The 18,655-nt window shown below is 38.7% G+C and carries 16 protein-coding genes and 1 tRNA gene; 3 read left to right on the plus strand and 14 right to left on the minus strand.

Going from position 1 to position 18,655, the window contains the following annotated elements; all coding sequences use genetic code 11:
• The first annotated feature begins 26 nt into the window (after positions 1-26).
• Complete coding sequence (locus M0R16_04335) at positions 27-1,373, plus strand: MATE family efflux transporter (GenBank protein ID MCK9612111.1); 1,347 nt, start codon at positions 27-29, stop codon at positions 1,371-1,373.
• 23 nt (positions 1,374-1,396) lie between these two features.
• Here M0R16_04335 and M0R16_04340 read toward each other — a convergent pair whose 3' ends face one another.
• Complete coding sequence (locus M0R16_04340) at positions 1,397-2,278, minus strand: cation diffusion facilitator family transporter (GenBank protein ID MCK9612112.1); 882 nt, start codon at positions 2,276-2,278, stop codon at positions 1,397-1,399.
• An 80-nt stretch (positions 2,279-2,358) separates the two neighbouring features.
• Entirely contained in the window at positions 2,359-3,225 is an 867-nt protein-coding gene (locus tag M0R16_04345) for a TraB/GumN family protein (protein MCK9612113.1), read from the minus strand.
• Between the two features lie 141 nt (positions 3,226-3,366).
• On the opposite strand from M0R16_04345, the gene M0R16_04350 reads away from it, so the two are divergent.
• Both M0R16_04350 and M0R16_04355 read left to right on the plus strand, forming a co-directional pair.
• Positions 3,367-3,702, plus strand: coding sequence for a hypothetical protein (locus M0R16_04350; GenBank protein ID MCK9612114.1), 336 nt, complete (start codon positions 3,367-3,369; stop codon positions 3,700-3,702).
• Between the two features lie 319 nt (positions 3,703-4,021).
• Positions 4,022-5,674, plus strand: coding sequence for an ABC transporter substrate-binding protein (locus tag M0R16_04355; GenBank protein ID MCK9612115.1), 1,653 nt, complete (start codon positions 4,022-4,024; stop codon positions 5,672-5,674).
• 40 nt (positions 5,675-5,714) lie between these two features.
• On the opposite strand, the gene M0R16_04360 is transcribed toward M0R16_04355, so the two are convergent.
• The 12 genes from M0R16_04360 to M0R16_04415 form a co-directional block, all read right to left on the minus strand.
• Positions 5,715-7,115, minus strand: a complete 1,401-nt coding sequence (locus M0R16_04360) for an MBL fold metallo-hydrolase (GenBank protein MCK9612116.1) — start codon at positions 7,113-7,115, stop codon at positions 5,715-5,717.
• A 77-nt stretch (positions 7,116-7,192) separates the two neighbouring features.
• Positions 7,193-9,085, minus strand: a complete 1,893-nt coding sequence (locus M0R16_04365) for a T9SS type A sorting domain-containing protein (protein ID MCK9612117.1) — start codon at positions 9,083-9,085, stop codon at positions 7,193-7,195.
• 113 nt (positions 9,086-9,198) lie between these two features.
• On the minus strand, positions 9,199-11,256 hold the full coding sequence (locus tag M0R16_04370; protein MCK9612118.1) for a dipeptidyl peptidase 3: 2,058 nt from the start codon (positions 11,254-11,256) through the stop codon (positions 9,199-9,201).
• A 90-nt stretch (positions 11,257-11,346) separates the two neighbouring features.
• Positions 11,347-12,336, minus strand: a complete 990-nt coding sequence (locus M0R16_04375) for a zinc dependent phospholipase C family protein (GenBank protein MCK9612119.1) — start codon at positions 12,334-12,336, stop codon at positions 11,347-11,349.
• On the minus strand, positions 12,326-13,051 hold the full coding sequence (locus M0R16_04380; GenBank protein MCK9612120.1) for a 2-phosphosulfolactate phosphatase: 726 nt from the start codon (positions 13,049-13,051) through the stop codon (positions 12,326-12,328). The genes M0R16_04375 and M0R16_04380 overlap by 11 nt, the downstream gene beginning before the upstream one ends.
• A gap of 101 nt (positions 13,052-13,152) precedes the next feature.
• Positions 13,153-13,650 (minus strand): GNAT family N-acetyltransferase, encoded by a 498-nt coding sequence (locus M0R16_04385; protein ID MCK9612121.1) that lies wholly within the window; start codon positions 13,648-13,650, stop codon positions 13,153-13,155.
• Positions 13,651-13,839: 189 nt separating this feature from the next.
• Positions 13,840-14,370 (minus strand): DUF2148 domain-containing protein, encoded by a 531-nt coding sequence (locus M0R16_04390; protein MCK9612122.1) that lies wholly within the window; start codon positions 14,368-14,370, stop codon positions 13,840-13,842.
• Positions 14,371-14,517: 147 nt separating this feature from the next.
• On the minus strand, positions 14,518-15,174 hold the full coding sequence (locus M0R16_04395) for a toxin-antitoxin system YwqK family antitoxin (GenBank protein MCK9612123.1): 657 nt from the start codon (positions 15,172-15,174) through the stop codon (positions 14,518-14,520).
• A gap of 10 nt (positions 15,175-15,184) precedes the next feature.
• The gene (clpX, locus tag M0R16_04400) at positions 15,185-16,432 is read right to left on the minus strand and encodes an ATP-dependent Clp protease ATP-binding subunit ClpX (GenBank protein ID MCK9612124.1); all 1,248 of its coding nucleotides are present in this window, start codon (positions 16,430-16,432) and stop codon (positions 15,185-15,187) included.
• A 3-nt stretch (positions 16,433-16,435) separates the two neighbouring features.
• The gene (gene clpP / locus M0R16_04405) at positions 16,436-17,110 is read right to left on the minus strand and encodes an ATP-dependent Clp endopeptidase proteolytic subunit ClpP (protein ID MCK9612125.1); all 675 of its coding nucleotides are present in this window, start codon (positions 17,108-17,110) and stop codon (positions 16,436-16,438) included.
• Between the two features lie 2 nt (positions 17,111-17,112).
• Positions 17,113-18,513: a trigger factor gene (gene tig / locus M0R16_04410; GenBank protein MCK9612126.1), complete on the minus strand. Its 1,401-nt coding sequence runs from the start codon at positions 18,511-18,513 to the stop codon at positions 17,113-17,115.
• 32 nt (positions 18,514-18,545) lie between these two features.
• A tRNA-Leu gene (locus tag M0R16_04415) sits at positions 18,546-18,627 on the minus strand.
• Positions 18,628-18,655: the final 28 nt, after the last annotated feature.

The following is an 18,655-nucleotide window of genomic DNA, read 5'->3' on the forward strand; positions in this document are numbered from 1 at the left end:
GTAAATTGTATCTTTGCAAACTTCGTATGATGAAAGACCTCACAACCGGAAAAGAAAGCAGGGTGATTGTTAATTTTGCCCTCCCGATGCTGCTGGGCAATGTTTTTCAGCAATCGTATAACATTGTTGACAGTATAATTGTAGGGAATTATCTTGGAGAGAAAGCCTTGGCTGCTGTCGGAGCATCTTTTCCGGTAATCTTTGTGCTTATCTCCCTGGTCATTGGAGTATCGGTTGGTTCTACAATTATTATTGCCCAGTTTTTCGGAGCGAAAGATTTTGAAAATATAAAAAAATCTGTTGACAGCCTTTTAATATTTTTGTTTTTTGCCGCTATTTTCATCACCATTTTCGGCCTAATTTTCAGCGAGCATATTTTTCGTTCTATGAACCTTCCCGAAGAAATAATACCCGATGCTGTCAGCTATTTTAATATTTTGTTATATGGCCTTATACTGATGTTTGGGTTTAATGCAATCAGTTCTGTACTTCGCGGGTTGGGTGATTCAAAAACACCCCTGTACTTTCTTATTATCTCTACAGTGCTGAATATCGTCCTGGTAATATTGTTTGTGAAGGTTTTTGGCTGGGGTATAGAAGGCTCGGCTATTGCAACAGTGATAGCTCAGGGAGTTTCTTTTGTACTTAGTGTCCTGTATCTGAATCGCTTTCATGACATCATCAGATTTTCATTCTTTGACATAAAATTTCATCGGGAAATATTTTTAACAAGCCTTAAAATAGGCATTCCTTCAGGTTTGCAGCAGACTTTCGTAGCTTTGGGTATGATGGCATTGCTGAGGTTTGTGAACGCATTTGGCACGGATACCATAGCTGCATATACGGTTGCAGGGCGTATTGATGCTTTTGCAATGCAGCCCGCCATGAACTTTTCAATGGCACTGTCAACCTTTGTGGGGCAAAACATGGGCGCTAATAAGATTGACAGGGTAAAAAAAGGGTATAGAACCACCTTGTTGATAACGGCAACATTTTCAATTATTATAACTTTTGTAGCCATATTATTCGGCTCGCAAATCATGTCATTATTTACACCTAAAGCCGAAGTAATATCTATCGGACATTCCTACTTAGTTATTGTGTGTTCATTCTATGTATTGTTTTCGACCATGATAACCACACAGGGGCTGATACGTGGTGCCGGCGATACGCTGATTCCGATGTTTATCACGTTGTTTTCGCTCTGGATACTTAGAATACCACTGTCATATATATTTTCTCGTTTTATGGGCCCCGACGGAATCTGGTGGAGCATACCTATTGCCTGGGCTTTCGGAATGATAGCTTCAGGAATATATTATTTCAGCGGCAGGTGGAAAAATAAAGTGGTAACAGGAACTATCAAGCGCTAAAGGGGATAATTGGTAACGGATTACTATTTGTTTTCGCTGGGCTCAATATGAATATATACTTCAATATAATCCAGCACATCCTCTATTTCGTTCTCAATCCGGTCGCAAAGTTCATGGGACTCATTTACAGTAATTGTTCCGGGAACTTCAAGGTGCAGATCCACATATCTCATGTTTCCCGCCTTGCGGGTACGTAGTTTATGAAAACTCATGCCTTCGGAAAGGTTATTATTGATAGCATTTTTGATGATGTTTATTTCCTTTTCAGGTAAAGGGGCATCCAAAAGGGGTGAAAATGCTTTTTTTAACAGAATATAAGATTTCTGTAAAATCATTAAGGCGACCAGAATAGCGATGATAGGGTCAAGCACTTTAATACCGGTTATCCATATTAATATCAAACCTAATGCAACTCCCAGTGAGGTATATACATCTGTTTTCAGGTGCAATCCGTCGGCTTCTAGTGCTACGGAGTCTGTTTCTTTGCCAACCTTGTATAACCTTTTTGAAACGATATAGTTAACCACAGCGGATATTCCCATGACCAGTGTGCCTATACCTAACTGTTCGGGTAGTGTAGGGTGAGTTATTTTCTGAAGGGCTTCATAAATTATCCACCCTGCTGCACCAAATATCAGCAACGCTTCAATTACACCTGATACATTTTCATATTTGCCATGACCATAAGGATGGTTTTTATCCGGTGGCAATCCTGATATTTTTACTGAAAAAAAAGCTATTACAGCTGCCAGCAGGTCCATGCCCGAATGTATGGCTTCTGAAATGATGCTGACCGAGCCGCTGATGATGCCGGCAGTGACTTTAAGTATTATAAGTGTGATGTTTGAGAAAATGGAAAGTGATGCCGTTTTTACTTTTTTCCGTTGTAAGACTGCATTTGACATGATGACTTTTTTAAAAGGTTATTTCAACAGGGTTGTATAAGTACAAATATAAATAAAATTGTATAGTGTCTGAAATGATATTATTTAACTGCCGTGATGGTATAGCCCCGTAATTCGAGCAGCTTCAAAACACCATTTTCGCCGGGCAGGTGGGCTGCCCCCACGGCAATAAAACAGCTCTTCGATTTAATTTTCTCTTCTATGTGCGAAATCCAGTTTTGGTTGCGTTTGAAAATAAAGTTCTCATTGAATTCGCTGTTTGAATCGGCGCTTTTTACCACAAAATCGTACAATTTCGACAAATCCTGCTGTTTGTATGCAGCTATCATATCATTAAAAAGTTGTTCTGTTTCTTTATAATTTTTTATTTCGTTTACCAATGTTTTTGCCTGTTCTTCTATGGGGGTTGTGTCAACAAGCGAGAGCTGAAAGTCAATGGTTTCAAGTCCATCGGAAGCTATGCCGTTTTTTTTGGCTATTTTGTACAATTCCTGCTCATAAGCTTTCACTTTGCCTGCAAGTTGTTTGGCAAGGATGCTGCTGATATAAAAAGGTTTCAATCTTATGTATTTTTCAAGCCTTGATTTTTTTATGTGAAGCGAATCTATAATGTATTTACTGAAATCTGAATATTCTTCTTCGGTAACATAATCGCGAAGAGTTTTGCCTTCGGGCAGATACATTTGTTTTGCCAGCTCAAGCTGTTGCATTATCGGGATGTTTATATCTATTTCTGTAACAAAACTCTGGCATTCCTTTAGTTTCCTCTCCATGATATCTGTAATAAAAAAGTCCTGCTTTTTTATCATATGAATGGTGCCGAAAATATAAGAGTTTTGAGATAACCCATTTCCTGATATTTCCCATAACAATGAATTTTGCTGTTGTGCGATACAACTTAGAACAAATACAACTGCAACAACTGATAAAATAATTTTTCTGAACATAAAGTTTTTTTTACAAAAGTAGTATTTTACCTGTTTTCCTGTAATATTTCATTTATCTGTCAATTGCTATTTGAGAAAAACAGGTGATAGTGAAAAAATTATTAATTTTATGCTATAGAAAATAAAACTAAAAAAATAATTATGAATAAATCCATTTCATCAGGACAGAATTTTGGTAAAGAAAACTTGAAAACTTACGAAATAACGGCGAGGTTTTCAAACCCAGATAAGAAAATAACGGTTGGGGATATAGATATGATAAAATACCGCTTCGAATCAATTTTTAAGCCGCTGCACATATCAAACTACCTTACTCGATACATTACTATGAATGAATTGGGAGGTTCTGTAATTTTTCATGTCCTCTATGAAAATAGTGTATATCTTATTGTTGAGGATGATTGGAGAATTATTAATGACGATTCGGAATCCCTGATATCGCAACTGGAAACCTTGTTTACCCCCTTACTGGATTAGATGAGTGTTTTTGGTATGTTTTTGAATTATTTTGTGTTCATCCTCTTTTCCTAAATATTAAAATCATTTAATTACCCTTTCCTTTGTTAACAAAGAGTTGTTAATTAAATAAAGGCCTTTTATTTATAATACATTCATAATGAATATAAATTTGTTCTGGCGATGCTTATCATACCCTTAAAAAAGGTGATACTTCCGGTTCTGATGTATTTTTGCTCAATCTGACCGTCAGGAAGTTATGGTCTTAACAGCACACAGGTTATTTTAATTTTTTTGGCATCTTAAAAATATAACATATTAAAAATTCAAAGGATTAAAGTTGAAAACGTTTTTCAGAGCAATTATCTTTTTAATACTTATTAATTGTTTTTGTTTTTGCGGCAACGACAGGAATAAAAAAGATTCACGTACTGTTTTTCGTTACAACGAATCTTCCGGGATTTCAACCCTTGACCCCGCTTTTGCCAAAGACCAGGCACATATCTGGGTATGCAATCAATTATATAACGGATTGGTGCAGCCTGATGATTCTATGCACATCAAACCATGCATTGCAAAATCCTGGGAGGTTTCTGATGATGGGCTGACATATACTTTTATTTTACGTAAAGATGTTTTTTTTCACGACGATGTCGTTTTTTCATCCGGTAAGGGGCGCAGGGTGATGGCTGAAGATTTTGTGTATAGCTTTAGCCGTATTGCTGATGACAATGTGGCTTCGCCTGGAAGCTGGATTTTTAATGATGTCTCAAGAGATTCATCAGGAAAGTGTATGTTTCTGGCATACAACGACACTACATTTGTTGTTAAGCTCCAGGAGCCTTTCCCCCCCTTTTTAAGCCTGCTCCAAATGCAGTATTGCTCTGTAATACCTCGCGAAGTTGTTGATTACTATGGGAAAGATTTTCGCAGCCATGCTGTAGGCACAGGGCCTTTCAGACTGAAAATGTGGAAGGAAAATCAGCGGCTGATACTTATAAAAAACGGCAACTATTTTGAAATAGAGTCTGGCCAGCGTCTTCCATACCTTGATGCAGTGTCCATTTCGTTTATTGCCGACAAACAATCGGCTTTTCTGGAGTTTGTCCGCGGAAATTTAGATTTTATGTCAGGAGTAGCACCAAGTTATATTGACGAATTGATAAGCAAAAACGGTAATTTAAGCGGAAAGTATAAAGATAAAATCAACCTGACATTGCAGCCTTATTTAAATACGGAATACCTTGGTTTTATGGTGGATGAAAACCTTTCTGAGAACAAGAATAACCCGCTATTAAAAAAAGAAGTTCGGCAAGCTATTAATTATGGTTTTGACAGAAAGAAAATGATAAAATACCTTCGCAACAGCATAGGCACACCCGGAATATATGGAATAGTTCCTGTAGGTATACCTTACTATGATACAAGCCTGTATAAGAGATATACATACAATCCTGACAAGGCCAGAGAATTGCTTGCCATTGCAGGTTATCCCCATGGTAAAGGCCTTCCCGAAATCACTCTTTCAGCAACAGCTTCGTATCGTGACCTTTGCGAATATATTCAGCATCAGCTGGATGAAATAGGAATAAAAATCAAGGTTGACGAAAATCAACCCGCGATGCTTCGAGAAATGATAGCAAAATCCAAGGTGAGTTTTTTCAGGGCTTCATGGATTGCCGATTATCCTGATATGGAAAATTACCTCTCGTTGTTTTATTCGCCGAATTTTTGTCCGAAAGGGCCAAATTATACCCATTTCTCTAACAAAAAATTTGATTCTCTTTTTGAGAAAGCAAGAACAATAAACAACGACAGCATACGTACCCGCTTGTATGCCGAAATGGATAATATCATAATAGAGGAGGCCCCCGTAGTGGTTTTATATTATGATATGGTTCTCAGATTTACGCAAAAAAATATTTCAGGGCTGGGGAGCAACCCTATGAATTTGCTGATACTAAAGAGGGTTAAGAAAACAAAAACAATGTAACAATCTTTTATATTGTTCCTGATTTTTAATGTTAACATAATTATAAGAGATATTCATTTTCTTTTTCAGGAATAAAAATATTGCTGAAACGGTTTTCTTCAAGAATTCTTTTATAATCCATTATCACTTGTTCTTCGCCATGAACTAAAAACATTTTTTTGATATTTTTCTTATCCTGGCAGCTCAGGTAAACTATCATTTCAGCATAATCGCCGTGAGCACTGAATTCTTCAAGAGATGTAATATCTGCCTTTACATCGTAAATATTGCCATGAATAGAAACCTGTTTGTCGCCGCGTTTTATCCTGGCACCTAAGGTTCTTGGTTCGCAGTAGCCGACAATTAATATGGTATTCTTTGGATCGGAAATGTTGTTGGCCAGGTGGTGTTTTATGCGCCCGGCTTCCATCATGCCCGATGATGAAATGATAATACAGGGCTCTTTCAACTCGTTAAGTCTTTTGGAGTCTTCAACGGCCTGGATATATGTGAGGTTATTGAACCCGAAAGGGTCGGGGTCTTTTTCCATATTTTGCAATATCTCTTTGTTGAAGCATTCAGAGTGCATGCGGTAAATGTTGGTGGCGTTTACCGACAAAGGACTGTCAACAAAGGTTTTTATTTTTGGCAGGCGCCCTTCCCGCTCCAGTTGGTTGAGCGCATACACAACTTCCTGTGTTCTGCCAACGCTGAAGGAAGGAATGATGAGCTTGCCCTTTTTATCCATGCAGGTGTATAGCACTGTTTTAAGAAGCTTGTTGTTAGCTTCTTTGCGTATTTCGTGCATCCTGTTGCCATATGTGGATTCGGTGATGATGATATCTGCCTGGGGAAAAGGTTGTGGTGTACGCAATATACTGTTGGTTTGCCTGCCGATATCACTGGTATAACAAAAATTTATCACCCTTTCATTTTCTTTGATAATAAGGTTTGTGGCAGCACTGCCTAATATATGTCCGGTATCAGTAAAGGTAAGTTTAACATTGTCTGTAATGCGGAATTTTTGTCCATAAGCAATGCTGACAAAATACTGCATGCTTTTCATGGCATCTTTGGCTGTGTATATGGGTTCTACAGGGGGTAAGCCTTTTTTTGCTAGTTTCTTGTTATAGGTTTTTGTATCATTTTCCTGTATTCTTCCCGAATCCTGTAACATTATAGCACACAAGTCCCGAGTGGCATGGGTGCATATTATCATGCCTTCAAAACCCTGTTTTACAATGTAAGGAATAAGCCCTGAATGGTCAATGTGAGCATGGGAGAGTATCAGATAATCAATATCTTTTGGGTTAAAACCCAGGTTACGGTTCATTCGGTCTGTTTCTTCGCCTTTGCCCTGAAACATGCCGCAATCAAGCAGTATTTTTTTTCCATCATCTGTAGTTATCAAATGTTTACTGCCTGTTACTTCTTTTGCCGCGCCCAGAAAAGTAATTTTCATAGCTTATATATTTATTGAAATTATAAAATAAAAAAACCCGATACCTGGTACCGGGTTTTAGTAATTATATAATTGTATTATTCAACAATAATTTTTTTAGTGATTCTTTCGTTGGCTGCTTCAACAGTGAAGAAATAGATGCCGGAATTCAGGCTCTTAATATTCATGCTGAGTGTATGGTTCCCGTTGATAAGTTTGCCGTAGGTTTTACTAATAACTTCCTGGCCGACAAGGTTGGTAACAGTAACTTTTACATCCGAACTTTTTTCAAGGTTCAGGTTGATATTAGTATAATCTGAACTTGGATTCGGGTAAATGTTCATATTGATGTTGTTGCTGATATTTTCTTTCACACCGATGGCGGTGCCCACATCAGTTTTCATCAGGTTGGTATAATAAATATAATTGTCGCCATAGGCGGTTTCGTCGCCTCTTACAGCTAAGCCTACGATTACATCGGCCTGGTAAACGATGTGTAATTTATCGTCCATTGTAAATGACATGGACCCGAAAACACATTCATCAAAATCGTGGAGGAATCCGGCATTTATATCTGTTGCATCCGACCAAGCGCCGTCATATTTAACCACATAAAGATGCCTGTATATCTGTCCGCCGTCGGGAGTAAGTCTGTCTTCGCGGCAGGAAGAGTAACTGATATACATAGTTCCATCATCATCTATATTTAGATGCGGAAAACTTGAGAGTGAAACATAATAAGTTCCGATAGCCCAGTCGCCGGAGGGTGTTGGAAATTCAATTTCTCCGCTGCCATCGTAATCAATCATATATCCTGCTAACATCCCGTTGTTGAATAAACCGTCAGGGTCACCTAATGCTGTAGAATCTAACACGGCCATATCTTCATTCCAGTAAACCAATCCATCAGTATAAGGGTAGAAAGATGACTGATCATCGCTAGCGTTATCATCTGATACTCTCATTATACCAAAGACAGCGTGGGCTTTGCCTGTTGAATCCAGTGCTAGTGCGTAACATCCGTCAGTTGTTGGAATGATAGGTGTGGGAATGGTAATGCCTGAGGGGAAATTATAGACGGGGATTTTTGTCCAGGTGTCTCCGCCGTCCGGTGATTTCATAATAAAAGTATTTGTCCAACTTTCACCAACAATAAATGCAATTTTTCCGTTTTTGGGATCTGCCCAGGAATAACTGTCACCACCAAAACCCTTACTGAATTCCGTAACTACTGAGGCTGAATCCATTCCCGGAAGTATCCTGGGAGCATCCCATGTAGTTCCGCCATCCACTGACCTGATATATACCAATGCAAGAGATAATCCTTCATAGTACCAGTAGGTTCCGGTCGTGGTTGGTTGATCGGTGCAAGCAATGATGTGAATAGTGTCTCCTACAGTTATCATGCGGGGCCATAATAATGCGGTTTTGTCCGATCCACCAGTGGTTGCAGGGCCAACAAGGGTTGATTCTGTCCATGCACCTGTCCCTTTTGGTGTGCGTTTTGAGATTGTAAGGCCGGTGCTACCATTATGGCTAACAACTATTTCCCCATTGGTTCCCAAGGGGGCATATGAGGGCCATCCGCTCCTTACAGTTTCTACCCTTTCAGTTGGCTGAGCTCCCCAGTTTGTAAGGTCATAATAATTGTATCCTGTACCCCTGTCAGCAAACGATTCTTCTGTCATTCCGTAGTTATATGTAGCGCCAATAGTGCCATCATCATGCAGATAAATTCTGTTTTGTACAGAAGAATTTGACTGCAGGTCATACTTTGTTATACCGATAATAACTTCATTGATGGCTTTTGATGGCCTGGGTGTAACAGTTGGGTTTACTTCTGTACTGAAGTTTGTAAACTCATGAATGGCGCCATTTACCTTGGTTACTTTAAGGTATTTTAAAGCTGGGTCAATTTTTGCAGGAATATGCTGTGCCATGACTGTGAAGCTAAAAATCAAAGCTACTGCTAATAATAAAACTTTTTTCATACTTCTTTGGTTTTGATTAATAATTATATTTTATTGTTTATAAATTTTTTGCTTACAAATTTAAAAAAAATATCCAAATACAAAAATCAAAAAGGTTATTTTATGAAAGTTTCTTAATTGATATCCGGTAAAAATGAATAATTCTTCGAATAATACAGCATCTGTTCGGTAAAATCGTCCGGGTATTCAACTTTAACATCAATGATTTCATTATTTTTCATAACCGGTTTCAGTATAGGATTAATAAATCCTGCATAGGGGGCAAGTTTAAGCTTTTCATAGCGTTCTTTTACTTCTTTATGAAGAACAGGATCAATCTTGATGGCATATTTTTCAACCAATTCTTTACCTGCATTGAAATCTCCTTCCGATTTTATTCGTTGTATTTCTTTCAGCAGTTCTCCAAAAAGTGAGCGGAGCTTGTCATAATCGTTGATAGTATAAAAGGTTTTCCCTTCTTTGGTTTTCTTTTCGATAACTTTGTCTTTCTCTCCCTTTTCAAAAACCCATTTAGAAATAAGCTGACGGTTGCGCATGTGGGCCTGTTCTATGTCTTTGCCTAATTCTATTCTGACCAGTTGTGTCATCAATCCATTGCGGATATATGTGTCGTATTCTGCTTTAGCAACATCAAGATTGGGCATAAGTTTCAGGTCAACCATTTTCTGGTCCATGATAAAATAAAGTGCAAAAAGGTCGGCGCGTGATTCTTCAAGTGCTGAATGATAATTTTTCATTGCTTCGGAACTAACCCCCGGAAGCAATTGTCCGGAGCCATGACCGACACATTCATGCATATCAGTATTCAGGTTGCCGGCAAGATAGCCGTATTTTTTTGCACGGTCAATTTCTTCCTGCGAATAACAGAATTCTTCAAGGGAACCACCTCCTAATGATGACTGATCGTAGGAGTACATGATGTTGTCCATGGTTACCGATTTTGACCCGTGTTGTTTTCTTATCCAGTTGGCATTGGGCAGGTTGATGCCGATAGGAGTGCTTGGATGACATTCGCCGCCAAGTTGGACGACAGTTATTACTTTTGCTGAAACACCCTTAACTTCTTTCTTTTTAAAACGTGGATCAACAGGTGAATTGTCTTCAAACCATTGTGCATTCTGGCTTATTGTTTCGGCTCGTTTTGTTGCTTCCACATCTTTGAAATTGACGACTGATTCCCATGTTGCTTTCATACCCAATGGATCGCCGTAAACTTCTATGAATCCATTCACATAATCGACTGACGATGCCAGGTCTTTTACCCATAGCACATTATAATCGTCCCATGTTTTCAGATCACCGGTTTTGTAATATTCAATAAGTTTTTCAAAACCTGCTTCCTGGTCTTTATTTTCAGCGACTGTTTTTGCCTGTTCAAGCCAGTAAACGATTTTTTCAATGGCAGGTGAGTACATCCCTCCGATTTTATAAACTTTTTCTGTTATTTTATTGTTTTCTTTGACCAGTTTTGAGTTGAGTCCATAAGATACAGGAGTTTCAGCTTTTTCATCTTTAATACGTTCATAAAATTTTTCAACTTCATGCTGTGAAATATTTTCATAAAAATTGCAGGCCGAGTTTGTTATCAGGTCTTTGGAAGGGTCAAGGTTGATGCGCTTGGGGTATAATGCCGGATCGAAAATAATGGGGACGATGGTTTCAAGAAATTGGTCAAGGTTTTCATTTTCCTTTAAAGGAAATTTTCCATCGGGAGAATTTTTAACGAGCTCTTTAAAATAACTTTCACTGAATTCAGGAAGAAACTTATCACTGGAATAATGATGATGTATGCCATTGCAGAACCAAACTCTTTTGGTATAAAGCATAAACTTTTCGAAATCTTCTGATTTACGGTCGCCGGTGTATTTATCAATGATGGCTTCCAGAGTCCGGCGGATGACAAGGTTGTATTTGAAATTTTGGTCATAAATGATATCGCGCCCGCACAAGGCAGCCTGGCTAAGGTAATATAATAGTTTTTTCTGGTTTAGCGATAAGCTGTTAAAGCCCGGAATTTGATATCGAAGTATTTTGACGTCGGCAAATTGCTCTGTTTTGTATTTGAAAGTATCGGTTTGTTCATCACCGGAGGTTTTGTTTTTCTGGTTGCAACTTACATATACCGTTGCCATTGCTAAAATGCTCATAATAATCAGATTTCTGGTTTTCATAATTTGTGTTTTTTAAAATACAAACCTATCTTTTTTTTCTGAGACAGGCAAGTTTTTTATGAAGGATATTTTATTTACGGTTTGGAAAAATTATTCAGGGTTAGGCCTTCCAACAGGCTTTCCTGTTTTCCATAATTTTTCATTGGCTTTGAGCTCTTTCTTATGTTTTTTTGATATTTCTTTATTTTCCAGACGGCTCAAATCGGGCTGGCCTGCGTTAACCCAGGCTGTGTACCATAAACTGGCAACAGCAAATACAGCACGCTGCATCCTTCGTTCTACCATGTTGTGTGTGAGCTTTACAAACTCCAGGGTATATTCACGTGAAAATTGCCGGGACATTGTATTTCCTTTTTCTTCAAAAACGTATTTTTTATCTTCGGGGAAATGACTACGTAAGTGATTGTCCATAGAAAAAATAGTGTCAACGGCATAATGGCTTTCTTTAACCAGTAGCCAGGCAAATTCCGTTGGTTTTTCAACATATGTTGCCTTTCCAACAAGATAGTTGTAAGTATCAGCAAAAAGTTCCGGGATACGTGTTTCCCAAAAAGCATGTATCCCTTTTTGCTCAAAGCTTTTTCCATCATACCATTGCGAAGTATGCAAGGGTGTGCAGGCGTCTGCTATATAATGACCGAAATTGGAAGCAAGGTAAAGTATCCTGTCAAGGTCTTCATCTTTAAAAGCTTGGGTCAGAGAAAAAAGCATATTATTAATCCACCAGGGATTAATGCCGTATTCTTTTAGGGTGTCTTCTGTATATTTTTTAACTGCATCTTTCCAGTAGTGAGGAACGCTGTCGAAAGGGTTTTCGCCATAATGGTCGATGTCAATATAATGTTTTATGTCTTCTCCCGGAACTGCCCTGGAGCGCTTATCAGGGTCAATAGCGTGCTCGCTTAAGTATTCAATATGTTTTTTGAAGAAATTTATCATATCAGGCGGCAGGCAGAAAACAGCCATGCGGTTTATTTTTTTATGGGCATAAAACCCAAAAGAATATGCTTCTTTTTTTATGAAAAAAGACACAAAAAGCAAGGAAATGATTAATAGGGCATATCTTTTTTTATTCATCATCTGAGCAAATGATTTTCTCGCCTGCAAGAAATGGCAATTTTTTTGTTTTATCAAAAGTAAAACAATAATCCAATACGTCATCCAATTTCAGATTTTGCAGCCGCTGACGGTGTGAAAATTTTTCACTGTATGCCATGAGATTGCTTTTTGCATTGTCCCATAAATCAATAGCTGCATGGGTAGCATCGCAGTTTGTAATGAAAGCACCTGATGCCATGAGTTTTGCTGCTACAGCACCGGCAAAAAGCGTATCTTCAAGGTTAAAATGGTTTTTCCATCCCGAGCAAAACAACATGATGTCACGTTTATCTTTTAAGAGACGATTACATAATTGTGTAAAATTCAGAAATGCGCCAAACAAAAGACGATGACAGCCATTAGTTTGCCGGACAGCTTTTGTGCCATTGGTTGTGCTGTATGCTATTGTTTGGCCTCTGATGCCATCATTCATGAAATTAAAAGGTGAATTTCCGAAATCAGCAAAATCAAGTATTTTTCCATCACGTTCGCCTGCAACAATGAATCCCTTTTGTTTATATGCTTTTGCTTCTTCTTCCGAACTTACAGGTATCATTTCCTTTACACCCCATTCAAAAGCCGTGCAGATACTCGAAGTAGCCCTCAGAATATCAGAAAGTACAATGTTTTTATTGGTGAGATCAAAATGCTCAATAAGAGCGGGGGAGAGGCAAACCTCAATATTAGGTTGTGACATTTTTATATGATGAAAGACAAAGGTAGATATTTTTTTGAAGCAGGGCAGGTGGCTATTAGTAAGATAGTGATAGGTTATTAAGAAGTAAGAGCTTTTACAGGCTATTTTCTTCTGACAGCGTATATTAATTCATCAAGCAGTTCGCCGTTTTTTAGCACCGTTTTTTCGAACCTTGCTTCGAGCTTAAACCCTGCTTTTTCGAGGGTTTTATGCGATGCATGATTCGTTCCGAAGGGTTTTGCGTAAATTCTGTTAATATCGGGGAGCTTTTCAAAGGCCTGTTGCACGATTTCTTTTATGGCCATCGTCATAATACCACGGCCCCAGTAGTTTTCACTCAACCAATAGCCAAGTTCGGCATTTTTTTTCATGATATCTTTTTGCGGGCTGATACCGATGCCTCCCACTGCCTGCCCGTCAATTTCTATGGCTAAGAAAAGTATTGTTCTGTCAGTAGTGGCAAATTCCAGGAATGACTTCCATTTTTCAATGCTGCATGGAAACCCGTCTGACATGAATTTACTGATATTGGCGTTGTTGGCGTAATGTGCCACACACTCCAAATCACTTGTTTCCCATGGCCTTAATATGAAATCCATTATTTTAAACAATTTAGGGTTGTGTTGATAGAGGTCAAGAGAGTTTCAAAATTGTGTCAATGATTTTGATTTATATCATATAAAAAATGACAGATCGTTATTTAAAATATTTGCTATACATTAATATTATTGGGTTGCAGAACGCCTAATATATGACGTGTCTTGATATATGCAAATTTCAAAGGGTTTTTATTTTCTATCGAAGAACGGGTTTTTTGATGTAGCTGTCAGAGGGATGCATAAAACTACTTCAGCTTCTTCTCCCAGTAATTTCATTTCTTTCACAGCCATGCCTGCGGTGTACATTACGCGGTTGTCAATATGATGTGCCGCTGCTATGCTCACGGCTGAGCCGATGGCGATGCCGAGGTCATTGACGTTAAATGCGCAGGGATGAGCCGGATGTTTTCTTTTCTCTTCACAATTGGCAAATCCGCAGAGGCCGCAATATGGAAGATTGGTTGTGTTTATCTTTGCCGCCAGCATAAGCATGTATGGAGCCATAAGGATGTTTTCAGCATCTCGCAGAAAAAAAGCAGCATCAATTCGTTTGCCTATTTCTTTCATTTTTCCGGAAATCTTTTCAATGTCTTCTTTTTCAGCAATAGCAAAAATAAGATTGTTGTTACCTCTAGCTTTGGGAGCGGTACGTGCAGCTGCAAGCATTTTTTCGGCAACATCCCTTATAATGTTGTTTATTATTTCTTCTTCTCTGAGCATAATATTTAATTTGAAAATGTGTTTAATAAATTGATTTGAAAATGGCTTGGTGTTGGTTTTTAATAGTGCATTATTTCTTAAACTTTTTATTACTTCACCTAACCACCCTTAGCACCTATCACCCTAACAGCCTAACAGCCTAACAGCCTAACTCCCTCCAACAATTTTCCCTGCCTTATATTCCACCATTTTCTCCATCTCACCGTTTTCACTATAAAATATTTCTTTTCCGTCTTTTTCATTATTGATGTAGCTCACTTCACGTTTCAGTTTTCCGTTCCAGTAAAATCCCTTTAAAACTCCGGTACCTTTAACGAAGTCCCCTTCACCAACTTTTAGCCCTTTTTCATCATAATACTCCCATGTGCCCTGAAACAAACCTTTAAAATAACCTCCTTTTATTTTGAGTTGCCCATCTGGGTAGTTTTCAATATACAAGCCATCCAGAGTATCATTCAGGTAGTTTTCTTCTTTGAAAAGAGCCCCATTTTCATAGAAGATAAGACTTTTGCCTTCGCGTTTATTGTGAATATAATTTTCCTCCCTGTTGATGTTGCCATTAAAATGCCAGCTTTTCATTTTCCCTTCAATCTGTCCGTTTGAGTAATTGCATTCCATTTTTTTGTTTCCATTGCTGAAATACCAACAGGCATTTCCGTTGAGTTTTCCGTTACGGTAAGTGAGTTCCGATTTTAGTTCTCCGTTAGGGTAATATTCCTTGCGAACTTTGTTACAGGCGCATGTAATGGCAACAATTGAAACTATCAGGAAGGTTTTCAGAAGTGGCAGAGTGAAAATTTTCATGAGTAAGGCTTTATGCCACCATAAGAATGGAACGATCTATTTTGTTGATTTTTTCTTCAGCGAATTTCCTGCTGATATGCAGGTCGCTGGTGTCATTATTCGATGGCATTTCAAACATGGCATCTGTCATGATAATTTCAAAAATAGACCTGAGCCCGCGGGCGCCAAGTTTAAATTCAATGGCTTTTTCAACAATCAGATCCAGGGCAGCCTCGTCATAAGTCAGTTTGATGTTGTCCATCTCGAACAGTTTGACATATTGTTTTGTAAGGGCGTTTTTAGGTTCTGTGAGTATGCGTTTCAGGGCGTTTTGGTCGAGAGGGTTTAGGTGGCAGATAATGGGCAGGCGGCCTACCAGTTCGGGAATGAGCCCGTAACTTTTTAAGTCTTGCGGAGCCACATACTGTATCAGGTTGTCTTTATTGATATTTTCACGCTTGGAACCTGCAGCATAGCCTATCATGCTTGTCATCAGCCGGGAGCCTATTTTATTTTCTATTCCGTCGAAAGCGCCGCCGCAGATAAACAAAATATTTTCAGTGTTTATTTGTATCATGCGTTGTTCGGGGTGTTTTCTCCCTCCCTGCGGCGCTACATTTACTATTGAACCTTCAAGCAGTTTGAGCATGGCCTGTTGCACGCCTTCACCCGAAACGTCTCGGGTGATGGATGGATTGTCGCTCTTACGGGCAATCTTGTCAATTTCATCAATAAACACTATGCCTTTTTCCGCTTCTTCCACATTATAGTCAGACACTTGCAATAGTCTTGTAAGAACGCTTTCCACATCTTCTCCCACATAACCGGCTTCAGTTAGTACTGTGGCATCGGCTATGCAGAAAGGTACATGCAGCATTTTGGCAATAGTACGGGCAAGTAAGGTTTTGCCTGTTCCGGTTTCTCCTACAAGGATGATATTGGACTTTTCAATTTCTACATCGTCTTTGTCGTTAGCTTTTTTCCCTAGATTAGATGTGATCCTTTTGTAATGATTATACACAGCAACCGACAATACTTTTTTCGCATTGTCCTGGCCAATAACATATTGGTCAAGGTGTTTTTTTATTTCCGATGGCTTTGGTAATTCAAACTTTTTTGGAGAGAAACTTTTTTTTCTGGCACTGTATTCCTCATGCAATATGGATTGTGCCTGTTCCACACAGCCGTCACATATATGCCCTTCCAAACCTGCGATAAGCAGGTTTACTTCTGCCCTTTTCTTCCCGCAAAAAGAACAATGTTCCAAATCCTTAGCCATTTTTTATTTTTTAGCTTTGATAAGTACTTCGTCAATCATGCCGTATTTGTGAGCTTCTTCGGCAGTCATCCAATAGTCACGGTCTGCGTCTTTCCATATTTTATTGTAAGGTTGCCCCGAGTGTTGTGCAATGATTTCGTACAGTTCTTTTTTTAACTTTTGAATCTCGCGTGCTGTAATTTCAATATCCGATGCCTGCCCTTCGGCTCCTCCCATAGGCTGATGAATCAGGATGCGTGAGTGTTTCAATGCCGTACGTTTTCCGGTGGTGCCGGAGCAAAGAATGATGGCCCCCATGGATGCTGCCATACCTGTACAGATAGTCGCCACGTCGGAAGAGATATACTGCATAGTGTCGTAAATGCCCAGTCCAGCATATACCGAGCCGCCGGGAGTGTTCAGATATATCTGTATGTCTTTTTTTGAATCTACCGACTCCAGGAAAAGCATTTGTGCCTGGATGATGTTTGCAACATAATCGTCAATGGCTGTGCCTAGAAAGATAATCCTGTCCATCATCAGGCGTGAAAAAACATCTACTTCACGGAAGTTTACCTGTCGTTCTTCAATAATGGTACGTGTCATATCTTTTGTAACAGCACTGTATTTGTCAAGACGTGAACTGCTGATTCCGAGATGCCTGGTGGCATATTTGCGAAATTCTTTGGATGAATCCATATTTATTGATTTGAAGTGGTTAATAATTTTACAAAGTCTTCGTAAGTAACGTCAACATTGGTGATTTTAATTTTACTGGTAAGAAAATTAAACAATTTGTCTTCAAAGAGCTTGTCGTTGATACGTTTCATCTCTTCCTGGTTTTTCATAACATTTTCAGCTATTTTGTCAAGCTCTGCATCATCAAGCTTATGTTCGTGTTCGTGCTCATTCTCATGAGCATGCTCATGATGATGCTCATGTTCATGAGCTTTACGAAAATAATCTTTTATAAACTCCTTGGTTTCTTCTGTTGTAACATACAATTGATGTTCTTTAACAATTTTATTTTCAATAAGCTGCCATTTTACAACTTTTTTGTGCTGGTCGTAATCGGCTTCTATTTTATCTTTTGTGAGTTTTTCATCTGATTTAGTTTCGAGTAGGTATCTTTTCAAAAATGCATCGGGGAGGTCGAAACTTGTTTTTTCGATGATTGCTTCTGTGATGTCGTTATGGAGTTTTCTCTGTGTTTCTTTTTTGTATGATTCTTCTGCGTCGCGGCGTATTCTTTGGCGCATTTCTTCGTAAGAGGCAATGGTTTCGTTGGGATATATTTTTTTATAAAATTCTTCATTCAGCTCAGCGGGTTTGTTTCGGCTGATTTCTGTAATAGTAAATCTGAAGGAAGAATTTATTTCTCCAAGTTCTTCTTTCTTTTTGCCAATAAAATATGCGGCTTCGTAATCGGAACGGGCCAGCTTTTTGGGGTCAACTACTAACGCGTCATCTTTTTTAAGCCCAAGAAACTGTGCTTTTATTTTTTCATCAGGAATATGTTCCATATAAATGAAAGCAGTGTTTTTAATTCCGTTTTCTTTGGGTTCATTTTTATCATCAAGTTCTGCAAATTCTCCCGAAATCATGTCGTTTTCTTCGATTATTTCAGCTTTTTCAAACTCCCCATATCTTTTACGCATTTCGTTCAGGTACTTATCTACAGTTTCTTCAGTAACGCCGATGGTGTATTGATTCACGGAGATGCTTTCGGAAATGTCCACTGTAAATTCTGGTGCCAGGGCAATGTCAAAGTAAAACGCAAAATTAGTTTCTGTGTCCAGGTCTACGGGTTTGTTTTTTTCTTCATTGGGAAGTGGAGCGGCGAGGATTTCAATTTTGTTTTCATCGAGAAATTTATACAGACCATCGCTGTATTCCTTGTTAACGACGTCATAGATAACAGCTTTACCGTACATTTTTTTAATCATTCCGAAAGGTACTTTTCCCGGACGAAATCCGGGCATATTGGCTTTTCGCTGGTAATCTTTCAGTTGTTTGTCAACTTTTTCCTGGTAATCTGCCGGCTGGAGTTCAATCTGTATTGTTGCGGTCAGGTCTCCGGTCTTCTCCTGTGTGATGTTCATTTGTAAGGTTTTATTTTAAGTTCTATATTCTGTGCGGATGAAGGGACTCGAACCCCCACTCCTTTCGGAACCAGATCCTAAGTCTGGCGCGGCTACCAATTACGCCACATCCGCAATTTTTTTGCAAAGATACATTTTTATT

The organism is Bacteroidales bacterium (assembly GCA_023228145.1).
Lineage (GTDB): Bacteria > Bacteroidota > Bacteroidia > Bacteroidales > CAIWKO01 > CAIWKO01.